The 15,291-nt window shown below is 40.3% G+C and carries 16 protein-coding genes; 11 read left to right on the top strand and 5 right to left on the bottom strand.

Annotated features, from left to right (window positions below; translation table 11 throughout):
• Positions 1–16 precede the first annotated feature (16 nt).
• The gene (locus tag QK890_RS01180) at positions 17–691 is read left to right on the top strand and encodes an ABC transporter ATP-binding protein (protein WP_005777825.1); all 675 of its coding nucleotides are present in this window, start codon (positions 17–19) and stop codon (positions 689–691) included.
• 11 nt (positions 692–702) lie between these two features.
• On the top strand, positions 703–3,045 hold the full coding sequence (locus QK890_RS01175) for an ABC transporter permease (protein WP_032539279.1): 2,343 nt from the start codon (positions 703–705) through the stop codon (positions 3,043–3,045).
• A 143-nt stretch (positions 3,046–3,188) separates the two neighbouring features.
• On the opposite strand, the gene QK890_RS01170 is transcribed toward QK890_RS01175, so the two are convergent.
• Positions 3,189–4,373, bottom strand: coding sequence for an aminotransferase class I/II-fold pyridoxal phosphate-dependent enzyme (locus QK890_RS01170; RefSeq protein ID WP_005777827.1), 1,185 nt, complete (start codon positions 4,371–4,373; stop codon positions 3,189–3,191).
• Positions 4,374–4,593: 220 nt separating this feature from the next.
• Between QK890_RS01170 and QK890_RS01165 the strand changes: the two genes are divergently transcribed.
• The 3 genes from QK890_RS01165 to QK890_RS01155 all read left to right on the top strand — a co-directional run bounded on the left by QK890_RS01165 (position 4,594) and on the right by QK890_RS01155 (position 7,877).
• Complete coding sequence (locus tag QK890_RS01165; RefSeq protein WP_005806223.1) at positions 4,594–5,652, top strand: diacylglycerol kinase family protein; 1,059 nt, start codon at positions 4,594–4,596, stop codon at positions 5,650–5,652.
• 83 nt (positions 5,653–5,735) lie between these two features.
• Entirely contained in the window at positions 5,736–7,493 is a 1,758-nt protein-coding gene (aspS, locus tag QK890_RS01160) for an aspartate--tRNA ligase (RefSeq protein ID WP_032539278.1), read from the top strand.
• Complete coding sequence (locus tag QK890_RS01155; RefSeq protein WP_005777830.1) at positions 7,494–7,877, top strand: GtrA family protein; 384 nt, start codon at positions 7,494–7,496, stop codon at positions 7,875–7,877.
• An 82-nt stretch (positions 7,878–7,959) separates the two neighbouring features.
• Here QK890_RS01155 and QK890_RS01150 read toward each other — a convergent pair whose 3' ends face one another.
• From QK890_RS01150 to QK890_RS01140, 3 genes are all read right to left on the bottom strand, one after another.
• Positions 7,960–8,844, bottom strand: coding sequence for a carbon-nitrogen hydrolase (locus QK890_RS01150; protein ID WP_032537067.1), 885 nt, complete (start codon positions 8,842–8,844; stop codon positions 7,960–7,962).
• Positions 8,845–8,856: 12 nt separating this feature from the next.
• Complete coding sequence (locus tag QK890_RS01145; protein ID WP_032539277.1) at positions 8,857–9,972, bottom strand: agmatine deiminase family protein; 1,116 nt, start codon at positions 9,970–9,972, stop codon at positions 8,857–8,859.
• Between the two features lie 74 nt (positions 9,973–10,046).
• Positions 10,047–10,577 carry a ferredoxin domain-containing protein gene (locus QK890_RS01140; RefSeq protein WP_032539374.1) on the bottom strand — a complete coding sequence of 177 codons (531 nt, stop codon included), beginning with the start codon at positions 10,575–10,577 and terminating at the stop codon, positions 10,047–10,049.
• A 94-nt stretch (positions 10,578–10,671) separates the two neighbouring features.
• Between QK890_RS01140 and QK890_RS01135 the strand changes: the two genes are divergently transcribed.
• The 4 genes from QK890_RS01135 to QK890_RS01120 all read left to right on the top strand — a co-directional run bounded on the left by QK890_RS01135 (position 10,672) and on the right by QK890_RS01120 (position 12,837).
• Positions 10,672–11,292, top strand: coding sequence for an ATP-binding cassette domain-containing protein (locus QK890_RS01135; RefSeq protein ID WP_005777834.1), 621 nt, complete (start codon positions 10,672–10,674; stop codon positions 11,290–11,292).
• A 4-nt stretch (positions 11,293–11,296) separates the two neighbouring features.
• On the top strand, positions 11,297–12,091 hold the full coding sequence (locus QK890_RS01130; RefSeq protein ID WP_005777835.1) for an ABC transporter permease: 795 nt from the start codon (positions 11,297–11,299) through the stop codon (positions 12,089–12,091).
• A gap of 6 nt (positions 12,092–12,097) precedes the next feature.
• Positions 12,098–12,379, top strand: a complete 282-nt coding sequence (locus QK890_RS01125; protein ID WP_005777836.1) for a hypothetical protein — start codon at positions 12,098–12,100, stop codon at positions 12,377–12,379.
• Between the two features lie 74 nt (positions 12,380–12,453).
• The gene (locus QK890_RS01120) at positions 12,454–12,837 is read left to right on the top strand and encodes a VOC family protein (protein ID WP_005777837.1); all 384 of its coding nucleotides are present in this window, start codon (positions 12,454–12,456) and stop codon (positions 12,835–12,837) included.
• Here the strand turns inward: QK890_RS01120 and QK890_RS01115 are convergent.
• A complete protein-coding gene (locus QK890_RS01115) occupies positions 12,830–13,243 on the bottom strand; it encodes a DUF4891 domain-containing protein (RefSeq protein WP_005806231.1) in 414 nt (137 codons plus the stop codon). The two genes, QK890_RS01120 and QK890_RS01115, sit on opposite strands and share 8 nt — an antisense overlap.
• Before the next feature lie 105 nt (positions 13,244–13,348).
• Between QK890_RS01115 and QK890_RS01110 the strand changes: the two genes are divergently transcribed.
• A complete protein-coding gene (locus QK890_RS01110; protein WP_005777839.1) occupies positions 13,349–14,443 on the top strand; it encodes a Nif3-like dinuclear metal center hexameric protein in 1,095 nt (364 codons plus the stop codon).
• 5 nt (positions 14,444–14,448) lie between these two features.
• Complete coding sequence (locus tag QK890_RS01105; RefSeq protein ID WP_005777840.1) at positions 14,449–15,273, top strand: zinc ribbon domain-containing protein; 825 nt, start codon at positions 14,449–14,451, stop codon at positions 15,271–15,273.
• The last annotated feature ends 18 nt before the right edge of the window (positions 15,274–15,291 follow it).

Raw genomic sequence — 15,291 nt, 5'->3', positions numbered from 1 at the left:
ATAAAAAATTACCATTATGATTAAAACAGTAAACTTACAGAAAATTTTCAAAACCGAAGAAGTAGAAACCTGGGCGTTAAACAATGTCAGTGTAGAAGTGAAAGAAGGCGAGTTTGTAGCCATTATGGGACCATCCGGTTGCGGAAAATCCACTTTGCTCAATATTTTAGGTCTGCTTGATAATCCTACAGGAGGCGAATATTACCTGAATGGGAAAGAAGTATCCAAGTATACGGAATCGCAACGTACCAATCTCCGCAAAGGAGTTATCGGTTTCGTATTCCAGAGTTTCAATCTGATCGACGAGCTGAATGTATACGAGAATATTGAACTGCCATTACTTTACATGGGTATTCCCGCTTCTGAACGTAAACAACGGGTGGAAAAAGCAATGGAACGCATGGCCATCACTCACCGCAGCAAACATTTCCCCCAACAACTCTCAGGAGGTCAGCAACAACGTGTTGCCATAGCACGTGCAGTCGTTGCTAATCCGAAGTTGATTCTTGCCGATGAACCTACCGGTAACCTTGACTCCAAGAATGGTAAAGAAGTGATGGGACTGCTGAATGAACTTAATAAAGAAGGAACTACCATCGTCATGGTGACACACTCCCAACATGATGCAGGATTTGCTGACCGAGTGATTAATCTGTTTGATGGTCAGGTAGTAACAGAAGTAAGTATTTAACTTTAAACAGAATGCAATATCCGGTTATACTGAAACTTATTTTAAGGAGTTGGTGGCGAAATAAACTATTCGCCTCCATCTCCTTATTGAGCTTAGCGATTGGCATTACATGCACTATCTTGCTGATATCATTCGTTACTTATGAGTACACTATAGAATCTTCCAATCCAAGAAAAGAAGATATTTTCCGGCTAACACAAAATGTTCCGGTTATGCAAAAGCAAAAACAAGGGACCTTTGTTTATGGAGGCAGTGTTCCAGACATTGTATCCCAATTCCCGGAAATTGAAAGCTATCTGCGAATGAATGAACTTCAAACGTCAGGTATTCGGGTCGGAAATGAAAAATTCGACAAACAAACAATAGTTAAAGCAGATAGTTCACTACTTCATTTTTTCCCTTTTGAAACAGTATATGGTAATTTGCCTGAAGTATTATCTCACCCCGGTCAAGTAGCCATCAGCGAGAAATTAGCTCGTCTTTATTTTGGAAATGAGAATTATGAAAATCGTACGATTACACTGGAATTGCCCGATACCATTTATACGGTACAAGTAACTGCGGTATTCAGACATTATCCACAAGCCATGTTACAAGCTGATATCCTTACCTCGTTGTCAGATCCCGAGCAGGGAAGCTCTTGTATGATTCTCCTGAAAAAAGAAGTCCAGTCAGCCTCATTTCGTCAACGATTTGAAGAAACAGGACTGCCTACTTTGATGGGAAAAGGAAATTATCAGTTGTTAGGTCTGCAAGATTCTTATTTCAATACAGACCTCTCTGATACTTCCCAAACTATGGAACATAGAGAAATTACATTACTCAGCATAGGGCTGTTATCTGCTTTGTTAATATTATCCATAGCCTGTTTTAATTATGTCAATCTTAGTTTTTCACGATTGCTGAAACAGGTTAGAATGCTCCATGTAGAAACATTAATGGGAGCTACCCGTCAATATATACACAAGCAACTATTTGCCGATACTTTTCTGACTGTCATGCTTGCGTTCTTGCTGTCTGTACTGTTGATAAATGATCTTTTACCGGCATTCAACTCTCTTGTAGCAGCGCATTTAACATTCGGTTTCATATTTTCGGGAAAGGTATTGCCATTATTAGCTTTGTTTATTATAATCTTATCTGTCATTCCCGCACTTTACATGAGCAGGAAGATGTATTCTCTGTCAGAAAGTAATTACCGCCTGTTCTTTATTGGTAAAAAAAAGAGGCGCATAGTCTCTATACTGATTATACTCCAGTTCATAATATCTATTGCCTTAATGACAACTTTCTTAATTATACGTTCACAATTAAATATGATAGAGAATGAAGGAAAGCGTTATGAAAATATAATTGAACTTGGAGATGGACAGCAACTATCATTACTCCCAATATATAATGATTTAAAAAGTCTACCTGGAATAAAAAGTGCGATTACTACCCGCAGGAACATTTTTGAACCCTGGAGCATGGCAGTACCTGTGAACCAGGAAGGAGAGGAAGAAACACTGGTCATGGTTAATTTGTACAATGAAAGCCCGAAGTTTCAGGAACTATATGACATGACTTTACTTCATCCGGAACGTACTAAAGAACTAATAGCCCAAACCGCTATACCGGTTATTGTCAATGAATCCTTCCAACATCATTTTGTACCCGCAGGAGAAGACCCCATTAGTCAGCCACTGAACAAATACAACAAGAATAATACTCAGCAAGGAGCTATTATTGTAGGAGTAATCAAAGACTTTAAACTGACCTCTTTTAATCAACCGGTAGCCCCATTGCAAATGATCTTGCAAGAAGTCCCCGAGAACCAATGTTATTATATATCTTTAAAGATCGATCCGGACCAACGAGTTGAAACCTTACAAAAGATACGACAACTATGGGAAACACATTTCCCTAATCGTTCTTTTACCGGTACAGATTTGTACATGAAATACTTGTCATTCAATCAAGAAGTAACTAATTTCTCTCAATTATTATTGGTATACTCAATCATAAGCTTATTCTTGACAGCTTTTGGTCTGTTCGGCATAGCATGGTACGCATCCGAACAACGCACTCGGGAGATAGGAATTCGTAAAGTGAACGGTGCTTCCACCTGGCAAATCGTTTGGTTACTTAATCGTCCATTCTTGTGTTATATCTTAATCGCATTTATCATCGCAACTCCCATTGTATATACACTAATGTTGCACTGGATAGAGCAATTCGCTTATAGAGCCCCCATTGGATTGAAAGTTTTTATTCTTCCTCTATTGATAACTTTAGTCATGACAATATGCACTGTTAGTTTTAACAGTTGGCGGGTTGCAAAGTCCAATCCAATAGATGCAATTAAAGAATAGATAATGTCATGGGATACCCCTGATAAGGATAAGGATAAGGATATTGATAACGTAAACTATAAATGGAAACAAAGGAGCCTTAAATGAAAAAGGGATTATGTCAAACAACATAATCCCTTTCGTATATTTATTCCTTATCTTATTTATAAAAGATCAAGTGCCTTGAAACATTTCACCAACTTACCGATAGCAAAGTCAATCTGTTCTTTGGAATGTGTAGCCATTAATGAGAAACGAATCAACGTATCGTTCGGAGAACATGCGGGAGGAACTACCGGATTTACAAATACGCCCTCGTCAAATAACATTTTGGTTACCATAAATGTCTTCTCCATATCACGTACATATAGCGGAATAATAGGAGTGGAGGTGTGCCCGATTTCGAAACCAAGCTCACGGAAACACTTTAAAGAGTAATTGGTAATGTCCCATAAGTGTTCGATACGTTCTGGCTCGTTTTTCATAATCTGGAGTGCGGCACGAGCAGCGGCAGTGGCAGCAGGCGTATTACTTGCACTGAAGATATACGAACGGGAATTATGACGCAAATAATTAATAATGGATTCATCAGCAGCTATAAAACCACCGATAGCAGCCAATGACTTACTGAATGTACCCATGATAAGATCCACTTCTTTAGTCAGCCCGAAATGATCACAAGTACCACGTCCGTTATTGCCCAGAACTCCCAAGCCGTGTGCTTCGTCTACCATGATATTGGCATCATATTTCTTAGACAAACGAACGATCTCAGGCAAATTGGCTATATCACCTTCCATACTGAATACTCCATCTACTACAATCAGTTTCACTGCATCCGGACGACACTTCTGCAACTCCTTCTCAAGAGATTCCATGTCGTTGTGCTTAAACTTAAGGATGGTAGAAAAAGAGAGGCGACGTCCTTCAACAATAGAAGCGTGGTCAAGTTCGTCACAGATCACATAATCTTCACGACCTGTCACACACGAAACTACACCCAAATTTACCTGAAATCCTGTGGAATAAATGATAGCATCTTCTTTGCCAACAAATTCGGCCAGTTCTTTCTCCAATTGAAGATGAAGGTCAAGTGTACCGTTCAGAAAACGCGATCCGGCACAACCCGTACCATATTTGCGGGTAGCTTCAACAGCAGCCTCAATTACTTTCGGATGATTAGTCAGGCCTAAGTATGAGTTCGAGCCAAACATTAACACCTTTCTGCCACTCATTATCACCTCTGTGTTCTGTTCACTTTCGATACAACGAAAGTATGGATATACGCCTTTAGCCTTTATCTGCTGAGGGAGGTCGTATTTAGCTAACTTCTCTTGTAATAATCCCATGAATAGTTATTTATATAATTCGCTTATTGACTACCTTAATTTATAATAGTCTAAATCCTTTTTCCTTAACAAGTGTTTAAAACAGGGGGCAAAGATAACAAAATATGTTTTTAGCTGTTCTTTTTCTATGAAAAAATATACTCTTTATAGTTTTAGAAAGCTGGGAAAGGGCAAAAATTAAGATATTTATATTACTTTTGTCGACCACAACATATAAATGATGGAACCAACTTGCATGATCGAAAACAAGAAAAAAATAATATTCATCGTTAATCCAATTTCGGGTACACAAAGTAAGGAACTTGTTCTGAGTCTACTGGATGAGAAGATAGATAAGGATAAGTATACTTGGGAAATTGTGTATACCGAAAGAGCCGGACATGCAATCGAAATAGCAGCAGATGCGGCAGATAGCCACACAGATATAGTAGTGGCTGTAGGAGGCGATGGAACAATCAATGAGATTGCCCGTTCGCTGGTACATACCAATACGGCATTGGGCATCATTCCTTGCGGCTCCGGAAACGGATTGGCACGACATCTTCAAATTTCGATGGATCCGCGTAAAGCACTTGAGATTTTGAATGACGGATTAGTTGATATTATAGATTATGGAAAAATAAATGGTACAGACTTTTTCTGCACCTGCGGAGTAGGATTTGATGCTTTTGTCAGTCTGAAATTTGCCAATGCGGGTAAACGCGGACTCTTGACTTATCTGGAGAAAACTCTGCAAGAAAGCCTGAAGTATCAACCAGAAACCTATGAACTGGAAACAGAAGACGGTACTTCCAGATACAAAGCCTTCCTGATAGCTTGCGGCAATGCTTCACAATATGGAAATAATGCTTATATAGCTCCACAAGCTACGTTGACAGACGGTTTGTTAGACGTAACCATTCTTGAACCATTTACCGTGCTGGATGTTCCGGCACTGGCTTTCCAACTCTTCAATAAAACAATTGACCAGAACAGCCGAATTAAAACCTTCCGTTGCAAGAAATTGTGCATCCACCGCAGTTCACCGGGAGTAGTCCATTTTGACGGTGATCCGATGCAGGCTGATGAAGATATCAAGATAGAGCTGATTCAGAAAGGATTACGAGTCGTTGTACCTACCGATAAAAAAAAAGATAATTCCAACGTACTGCAAAAAGCACAAGAATATGTGAATGGTATCAAGCTGATGAATGAAGCCATCGTAGAAGACATAGCACATAAAAACAAAGTTATTTTGAAAAAAAATAAGCAGCTGATACAAAAGCTTACTAAAAAATAGCCCTTTAGAAATAGTACAGAATCCGAATTAATATGTACTTTTGCAGACTACTTTAACAAAAATATAAAAATAATATATTAAATATGTTCAGAACGCACACGTGCGGAGAATTAAGAATCTCCGATGTTAATAAACAAGTCAAGCTGTCGGGATGGGTACAGCGCAGCCGTAAAATGGGAGGTATGACTTTTGTTGACCTTCGTGATCGCTACGGTATCACTCAATTAGTATTTAATGAAGAAATAGACGCTGAGCTTTGCGAACGTGCCAACAAGCTGGGGCGTGAATTCGTTATTCAGATTGTCGGAACCGTCAACGAACGCTTTAGTAAGAACGGAAATATTCCGACCGGTGATATTGAAATTATTGTTTCGGAACTGAATATCTTGAACTCAGCCATTACTCCTCCTTTTACCATTGAAGATAACACAGATGGTGGTGACGATATCCGCATGAAATACCGTTATCTGGACTTACGTCGTAACGCTGTCCGTTCAAATCTGGAGTTACGTCATAAAATGACAATCGAAGTGCGTAGTTATCTTGATAAACTGGGCTTTCTGGAAGTAGAAACTCCGGTATTGATCGGTTCAACACCGGAAGGAGCCCGTGATTTTGTTGTACCTTCCCGCATGAATCCGGGACAATTCTACGCATTGCCACAATCTCCACAGACCTTGAAACAATTGTTGATGGTTTCCGGTTTCGATCGTTATTTCCAGATTGCCAAATGTTTCCGTGATGAAGACCTGCGTGCCGACCGACAGCCGGAGTTCACTCAAATAGACTGTGAAATGAGCTTCGTAGAACAAGAAGATGTAATCGTTACATTTGAAGGAATGGCTAAACACCTGTTTAAGGTTATTCGTAATATTGAACTGACAGAACCATTCCCGCGCATGCCTTGGAGTGAAGCAATGAAACTGTATGGTAGCGACAAACCGGATATTCGTTTCGGTATGGAATTCGTTGAATTAATGGATATCCTGAAAGGACACGGTTTCTCTGTATTTGATAATGCTACATATATTGGTGGTATTTGTGCCGAAGGTGCAGCCAGCTATACTCGTAAACAACTGGATGCCTTGACTGAATTTGTGAAAAAACCGCAAATTGGTGCAAAAGGCATGGTATACGCCCGTATTGAAGCCGACGGTACTGTAAAATCAAGTGTAGATAAATTCTATACGCAAGAAGTATTACAACAATTGAAAGAAGCTTTTGGAGCTAAACCAGGCGATTTAATTCTGATTTTATCGGGAGATGATGCCATGAAAACTCGTAAGCAACTCTGTGAACTGCGTCTGGAAATGGGTAATCAATTGGGATTACGTGATAAAAACACATTCGCGTGCTTATGGGTAGTAGACTTTCCTCTATTCGAATGGAGTGAAGAAGAAGGTCGTCTAATGGCTATGCACCATCCGTTTACTTCTCCCAAACCGGAAGATATCCATCTGTTGGATACAGATCCTGCAGCTGTACGCGCCAACGCTTACGATATGGTAATCAATGGTGTAGAAGTAGGAGGAGGATCAATCCGTATCCACGACAGCCAGTTACAGAATAAAATGTTCGAACTACTCGGATTTACTCCGGAACGTGCACAAGAACAATTTGGTTTCTTGATGAATGCCTTCAAATTCGGTGCGCCTCCTCACGGTGGTTTGGCTTACGGATTGGACCGTTGGGTATCTCTTTTTGCCGGACTCGACTCAATCCGCGATTGCATTGCATTCCCGAAAAATAATTCAGGCCGTGATGTTATGTTGGATGCTCCTGCAGCACTTGATCCGTCACAACTGGAAGAACTGAATCTGATTGTAGATATTAAGGAGTAAGTGAAAGAGTCAGTACGCATTTTTCGATTTGCCGTAATTGGTACGCTCAATGCATTAATCACAGCCTTTGTTATTTGGCTGATGATGGATGAATTGTCATACGATTACATTCCGGCTAACATTACAGCGTACATAGTAGCCCAGATACATAATTTTATCTGGAGCAAATATTGGATCTTTCCGATTGAAAATAAAAAGAATAATATCTGGAAGCAGATATTATTCTTTTGTTCAGCTTTCGGATTGGCATATAGCGCCCAGTTCCTCTTTTTAGTTACTTTGGTAGAATGTGGGGATGTAAATGAGTATCTGGCACAATTCCTGGGATTGTTTATCTACGGAACAGTAAACTTCATCGTCAATAAGAAACTTACATTTAGATAAAAACTATTTTAAAATATTCAATAAAAAGTCCCGCAGATTATAGACTCTGCGGGACTTTTTATATTTACAGAAACGTAAGACTTCAATCGATAAAACGTTTCGTCAGGTTACCATATTCATCTATACGTCGGTCACGAAGGAAAGGCCACCAGCGACGTACATTTTCCGAGCGTTCAAGATCTACTTCAACAACTATATTTTCGGGACGTTCATTTCCTGCCTGCGCCAGATATTCACCTTGAGGACCAACAACAAAACTATTCCCCCAAAACAGAATACCATTGGTCTGCCCTGACGGATCGGCTTCGTGGCCTACACGATTTACAGAAATCACCGGAAGTCCATTGGCCACCGCATGTGCGCGCTGAGAAATAATCCAAGCATTGAGCTGACGGGCTTTTTCATCATCCGTATCTGAACTTTCCCAACCGATGGCAGTAGGATAAATCAAAATTTCAGCTCCTTTCAATGCCATCAGACGGGCAGCTTCGGGATACCATTGATCCCAGCAAATCAATATTCCCAATTTACCCAAAGAAGTCTGTATCGGTTCAAAACCAATATCTCCCGGAGTAAAATAAAACTTTTCGTAATAGGCCGGATCATCAGGTATATGCATTTTACGATATTTACCGGCAATGCTTCCATCCCGATCGAAAACAACGGCTGTATTATGATATAATCCCGGAGCACGTTTCTCAAATAAAGAAGTAACAAGCACTATCCGGTTAGTTGCCGCCAGTTCGGAATAGAATCCTGTAGAAGGTCCCGGAATCGGTTCCGCCAATTCAAATAGATCAGTATTTTCAGTTTGGCAAAAATACAATGAATTATGAAGTTCCTGAAGAACGACGAGTTGTGCGCCATGAGCGGCACAAGCTTCAATGCTTTTAGCCAGATTCATCAGATTCATCCTAATATCTGACGTATTGGCCTGTTGAATGATTCCTACTTTTATTTTTCTCATACTCAAATTTTATTATTTAATGACTCCCATCGGATATTGCATTGTTACGCAATGTAATGACCCGTGTTGTTTAATGAGTGCACGACAATCAATGCCCACCACTTCATATGCCGGGAAAGCTTCACGAAGCACTGTTCTTGCCAGTTCATCATTTTCCGGCTGATTATAAGTGGGATAGAGCACAGAATCGTTCAAAATCAGAAAATTAGCATACGTTGCAGGCAGTCTTTCTCCAGATACTTCTATTTTATCCGCCATAGGTAATGCCATTAAACGATAAGGATCACCAGATGCCGTACGGAATGTTTTCAACTGTTCTTCCATTTTATAAAGCTCCTCATAATGTTCATCTTTGGGATCGGAACACTTCACATATGCAATTGTATCCGGAGAACAAAACCTGGCTAATGTGTCTATATGACTATCCGTATCATCTCCGGCCAGATAACCATGATCCAACCACAACACCCGTTGCAAATGAAATACTCTGCGGAGGTGTTCCTCTATGTCAACCCGATTCATCGGTGCATTACGATGCGGAGACAATAAACATTCGGAAGTAGTTAGCAATGTCCCCATACCATCACTTTCAATAGAACCACCTTCAAGCACAAAGTCCAGACAATCTTTATATTGCCCTTTCAGAACTCCAGCCTCTACAGCCTTACGGGTTATCTGATTATCTAAACCGGCTTCGAACTTTTCTCCCCAACCATTGAAAGTAAAGTCCAGCAAACATGCTCCATTCGTATTCATCAGAGTGATGGCCCCATGATCACGTGCCCAAGTGTCATTCGTTTCGCACTCCAGAAAACGTACATTGTTCATATTCACTACTCCGGCTATCTGATTCTTTACCACCTCCGGACAGGGAGTAACAATAAGCAAAAGCTCACGCTTGGCAATTTCACGAGCTATGTTGATAAAACATTCCTGAACCTCAGAAAGCATATATGCCCAGTCTGTTTCAGCATGCGGCCATGTTAATTGCACACCACTTTGCAAAAACCATTCCGCAGGCAGAAAAGGAGCCAACATCTCTACCTGATCATCGACAGTTAAACCAAAGTTCAGTTGCAAATCTTTCTCTGAACCTCCTGAAGTAGGAAGACCGACTATTATTCCCATTATATTTTAGTTTTTTGAAGAATAGGATACGGATAACAAGTGGATACATCTTTGAATGCCACTTGCTATCTATGTTATTTATTAGATTTACGATCAAAAAATGGATTCTTGGAAGAAGCACTAACCGGAATAGCCATTACTTGGCGACACCCCTTCAACCAGTCGAGACGTTGGGCAGCCAATCCGGCCGAAAACATTACACGGGTGTCTACCCGCAGATCAGCAGCTGTAGCACATGCCGAACCAATAGCAATACCCACATCAATACTATTCAATGCACAAGGCACACCTTCGGCACGCCCCGCACAAGTAGCATAACCGCAATACCCACAATTCAGTCCCTGTGCTTGCTCCCGTGTACCTATTAACAGAATACATTCAGCCTGGAGAATATTATCTGCATCCCGCAAGAAAAATTTCATTCCCATCTCTTCGAACATAACTTTCAATGTGTCCGAAAGTAACTGTATTTCTTTACCGGTGACAACTGCAGTTTCTATGATATCAATTCCTTTCCCTTTAGGGGCGGTACGGGCAGCAGTCATCATCTGCCGTGCCACATTCAATATATGCTCGTGGCGACTATCTCGTTCGTTCAGTATCATATCTTGTCCATTAATTAGTGATACAAAGATAAAAGAAATCCCGCACATATTATGAATTTTCACTAACTTTGCAAGATAGATTTAAAGATACACAATGTTACAAATAGACAATGCATGCATTGCTTTCGGGGAGGATATACTTTTTTCTGAGTTTTGCATGCAGCTTAAAAAAGGCGAAACAGCTTGTATAACAGGAGAATCCGGACGTGGAAAGACTTCTCTGCTCAACGCAATCATGGGATTCGTTCCTTTACGGAAAGGCCGAATCAAAGTAGGGGATATTTTACTTGAACCTGCCACCATTGATATTATACGCCGACATATAGCTTGGATTCCACAAGAGTTAGCGCTTCCCTCCGAATGGGTAAAAGAAATGATAGCACTACCTTTTGCACTAAAAGCCAACCGACATATCTCTTTTTCTGAGGAAAAACTCTTCACTTATTTTGATGAATTAGGTCTGGACAAGGACTTATACCAGAAGCGGGTAGGAGAAATATCCGGTGGACAACGCCAACGCATTATGATAGCAGCGGCAGCTATGCTGGAAAAGCCTTTGATTATTGTAGACGAACCGACATCTGCATTGGATTCCGGTTCTACAGATAAAGTTTTAGCTTTTCTACGTAACCAGACAACAAAAGGAACAGCTATACTTGCCGTTTCACATGACCGGGCATTCGCCTACGGATGTAACCAGCTAATCACATTATAGTTATATGGGAACTATCGATATATCTTATTTCAACCTACTCGTAGGACTACTACTATTGGCAATCCCGCTTTTCTACCTGTGGAAATTCAAGACCGGATTACTGAAAGCCACCCTGATAGGGACGGGGCGCATGATTATACAGCTCTTCCTGATAGGCATGTACCTCAAATACCTGTTCCTGTGGAACAATCCATGGATTAATTTTCTTTGGGTTATCATCATGATTTTTGTAGCCGGACAAACCGCCTTAATGCGCACCGGGCTAAAACGTGAAGTACTTTTGATCCCTATATCCGTTGGATTTCTGTGTAGTGTTGTTCTGGTTGGCATGTATTTCATAGGCATTGTATTGCAACTGGACAACGTCTTCAGCGCTCAATATTTTATCCCTATCTTCGGGATCTTAATGGGAAATATGTTATCAAGCAATGTCATTGCATTGAATACATATTACAGCGGATTGAAACGGGAGCAACAATTGTACTGTTATCTGCTCGGCAATGGCGCCACCCGCCAGGAAGCACAGGCACCATTTATACGGCAAGCTATTATAAAATCCTTCAGTCCACTGATTGCCAACATCTCAGTAATGGGATTAGTAGCACTCCCAGGTACTATGATCGGACAGATTCTGGGAGGAAGCAGCCCGAATGTCGCCATCAAATACCAAATGATGATTATGGTCATTACTTTTACGGCTTCCATGCTATCACTAATGATCACCATCTCACTGGCCTCCCGTAAATCATTCGATGAATATGGCCGTATGTTACAAATAACCAAAGAATCCCTTAAATAAGTAACCATGACACTAACCGACTCCGTTTTACAATTAATAAGCGAAATACATATTCCGGGATTCTTCATTACCACAGATTTTCTGCAAACTGGAGAATTTCTCCCCCAAGGAATAGATTTTTTTTTAAAAGAAAAGCATGCGAAGATAATTCAAGGTGCCAACGGAAGAAAATTCATTTATCAACAATCCGGCTGGCGCATAGCATTCACATTCTATCCAACCGATCGGGTAGTCGATGAAAAATATGCAATGAAAAACAAAATGATAAAGAAACGATATGATTATTGATGTAAATCAAATCATTACTATCAATATTTGCCTATATTTGCGAACATTAATAATTAAACAATACTACAAAGAATATGCACATCAGTCACATTGCTATCTGGAGTACCCATTTAGAAGAGCTAAAAAATTTCTATATTACTTATTTCAACGGAACAAGCCATGAAAAGTATATCAATCCTAAAAAGGGATTTGAATCTTATTTTGTCAGTTTTGACCAAGGATTCGCTTCCCTGGAAATTATGCAACGACAAGACATTACTACCCCGGCATTAAAAGATAGCCTCGGATTGGCCCATTTCTCCTTTTCTGCCGGTAGTAAAGAAGCTGTATTGAAACTCACCGAACGTCTACGCAAGGATGGCTTTACGATCGCAAGTGAGCCACGGACTACAGGAGACGGCTATTTCGAAAGTGCAATCCTGGATCCTGAAGGAAATATTGTAGAAATCACTATTTGACACGCTTAGCAAGTGCAGGTATGTAGCGAAGTTGCACATATTGCTCGCCAGGATTAATATACCGATTGTCCATCAGTATCTTCTTAACTTTGAAATCTTTCAGCCGGTAACGGATATATCGTTGTGCATTTGCAGGCTGTACTTCCACAAAGGACTGAAGGGCAATCGTCCCATCAGTCCGAATAATAACTTTAGCCTTGGCCGTACGAAAAGAAAGAGCATCGTCCTTTTTCATTTCTTTCATATGGTATTTATCGATCCAGAAAATAGCCGTTGCCTTGGAAAGGCTATCTACTGTTTCTTGCAATCCATTTTCCTCTTCAGTAGCAGATATAGGAGTTTCTTTATGCTGTTGACATGAAATAATGAAAAAGAGAGAAAAAAATAATAATAGAATTGCCTTCATCGGTTTGTGCTTTTATAAATTTGGAGGTAAATATATTAAAAAATCAATAAAAGCAAGGTAAAGTATTGGCTTTTTCTTATCTTTGCAACAAATTTTCTACTGATAATGAAAATTAAAGAAATTGTAAGCGCCCTTGAACGGTTCGCGCCTCTGCCATTGCAAGACGGATTTGATAATGCCGGCCTGCAAATCGGACTGACAGATGCGGAAACAACAGGGGCTTTGTTGTGTCTTGACGTTACCGAAGCTGTGCTTGACGAAGCTATCGCGTCCGGCTGTAATCTTGTTATATCCCATCATCCCCTTATTTTTAAAGGTTATAAATCGATTACCGGTAAAGATTATGTTGAACGTTGCATCTTAAAAGCAATCAAAAACGACATCGTCATTTATTCGGCCCATACCAATCTTGACAATGCTCCGGGGGGAGTGAACTATAAAATAGCTGAGAAAATAGGATTAAAAGATGTACGCATACTTGAACCCAAAGAGAACTGCCTGATAAAGTTAGTCACATTCGTCCCGACCGCACAAGCCGAAGAGGTCCGTAATGCTTTATTCACTGCCGGATGTGGATATATAGGCGACTATGACTCATGCAGCTACAACACAGAAGGCGAGGGAACTTTCCGTGCACAGGAAGGAAGTAAACCTTTTTGTGGAAATATAGGAGAACTTCATCATGAAGCGGAAGTACGGATTGAAACCATCCTGCCGGAATATAAGAAAAGAGAGGTTATCCGTACGTTACTATTGACACATCCCTATGAAGAACCGGCATACGACTTATATCCTCTTTACAATAGTTGGGCACAGGTCGGAGCAGGAATCATCGGAGAGCTGGAAGAAGCTGAATCGGAGCTTGAATTCCTGAAGCGTATAAAGAAGACATTTGAAGTAGGGTGTTTGAAACATAACAAACTAACAGGCCGCCTGATTCAGAAAGTTGCCCTCTGTGGAGGGGCAGGAGCTTTCCTTATTCCACAAGCTATAGGTAGCGGAGCTGATGTTTTTATCACAGGTGAAATTAAATATCATGACTACTTTGGTCGTGAAACAGACATTTTACTTGCAGAAATAGGACATTACGAAAGCGAACAATACACAAAAGAAATTTTTTATTCCATAATACGGGATTTATTTCCTAATTTTGCACTCCAATTTAGTAAGGTTAACACGAATCCCATTAAATATTTATAAGTAAAATGGCAAGAGAAGCTAAAAATGAACCGAAAGAGTTGACAGTGGAACAAAAGTTGAAAGCTTTGTTTCAGCTGCAAACAACATTATCTAAAATTGACGAAATTAAAACGTTAAGAGGTGAACTTCCATTGGAAGTGCAAGACCTTGAGGACGAAATTGCCGGTCTGAGTACACGTATCGATAAGATCAAGGCGGAAGTAGACGAACTCAAATCAGCTATCGCCGGTAAGAGAGTGGAAATTGAAGCAGCCAAAGCTTCGGTTGAGAAATATAAATCACAGCAAGACAATGTTCGTAACAACCGCGAATATGACTTCCTGACAAAAGAAATCGAATTCCAGTCCCTGGAAATAGAGCTTTGCGAAAAAAGAATCAAAGAATTCACTGCAGAAGAGCAGGAAAAATCTGAAGAAATAGAGAAAAATACCAAAGCACTGGAGGAACGCCAGAAAGACCTTGACCAGAAAAAGAATGAGCTGGACGAGATCATCGAGGAAACTAAACAAGAGGAAGAAAAATTGAGAGATAAAGCTAAAGATCTTGAAACAAAAATAGAGCCGCGCTTACTCCAGTCTTTCAAACGTATCCGCAAGAATTCACGTAACGGATTGGGTATTGTTTACGTACAGCGTGATGCATGCGGTGGTTGTTTTAATAAAATTCCGCCTCAGAGACAGTTGGATATCCGTTCACGTAAGAAAATTATCGTTTGCGAATATTGCGGACGCATCATGATCGACCCGGAACTGGCAGGTGTGGAGATAGAGCACAAAGTAGAAGAAGCACCCGTTACAACCAAAAGAGCTATCAGAAGAAAAGCTGAATAAAGCCTTGCATTGATATTC

The sequence above is a fragment of the Bacteroides sp. NGMCC 1.200775 genome (assembly GCF_040798045.1).
Taxonomy (GTDB): Bacteria; Bacteroidota; Bacteroidia; order Bacteroidales; family Bacteroidaceae; genus Bacteroides; species Bacteroides hominis.
This window is presented reverse-complemented; position numbering and strand designations above follow the sequence as displayed.

Excerpts from the sequence above, each read along its gene's own strand:
- QK890_RS01180 (WP_005777825.1), top strand. The coding sequence starts at position 17 with ATGATTAAAACAGTAAACTTACAGAAAATTTTCAAAACCGAAGAAGTA.
- QK890_RS01175 (WP_032539279.1), top strand. The coding sequence starts at position 703 with ATGCAATATCCGGTTATACTGAAACTTATTTTAAGGAGTTGGTGGCGA.
- QK890_RS01170 (WP_005777827.1), bottom strand. The coding sequence starts at position 4,373 with ATGGGATTATTACAAGAGAAGTTAGCTAAATACGACCTCCCTCAGCAG.
- QK890_RS01165 (WP_005806223.1), top strand. The coding sequence starts at position 4,594 with ATGGAACCAACTTGCATGATCGAAAACAAGAAAAAAATAATATTCATC.
- aspS (WP_032539278.1), top strand. The coding sequence starts at position 5,736 with ATGTTCAGAACGCACACGTGCGGAGAATTAAGAATCTCCGATGTTAAT.
- QK890_RS01150 (WP_032537067.1), bottom strand. The coding sequence starts at position 8,844 with ATGAGAAAAATAAAAGTAGGAATCATTCAACAGGCCAATACGTCAGAT.
- QK890_RS01145 (WP_032539277.1), bottom strand. The coding sequence starts at position 9,972 with ATGGGAATAATAGTCGGTCTTCCTACTTCAGGAGGTTCAGAGAAAGAT.
- QK890_RS01140 (WP_032539374.1), bottom strand. The coding sequence starts at position 10,577 with ATGATACTGAACGAACGAGATAGTCGCCACGAGCATATATTGAATGTG.
- QK890_RS01135 (WP_005777834.1), top strand. The coding sequence starts at position 10,672 with ATGTTACAAATAGACAATGCATGCATTGCTTTCGGGGAGGATATACTT.
- QK890_RS01130 (WP_005777835.1), top strand. The coding sequence starts at position 11,297 with ATGGGAACTATCGATATATCTTATTTCAACCTACTCGTAGGACTACTA.
- QK890_RS01125 (WP_005777836.1), top strand. The coding sequence starts at position 12,098 with ATGACACTAACCGACTCCGTTTTACAATTAATAAGCGAAATACATATT.
- QK890_RS01120 (WP_005777837.1), top strand. The coding sequence starts at position 12,454 with ATGCACATCAGTCACATTGCTATCTGGAGTACCCATTTAGAAGAGCTA.
- QK890_RS01115 (WP_005806231.1), bottom strand. The coding sequence starts at position 13,243 with ATGAAGGCAATTCTATTATTATTTTTTTCTCTCTTTTTCATTATTTCA.
- QK890_RS01110 (WP_005777839.1), top strand. The coding sequence starts at position 13,349 with ATGAAAATTAAAGAAATTGTAAGCGCCCTTGAACGGTTCGCGCCTCTG.
- QK890_RS01105 (WP_005777840.1), top strand. The coding sequence starts at position 14,449 with ATGGCAAGAGAAGCTAAAAATGAACCGAAAGAGTTGACAGTGGAACAA.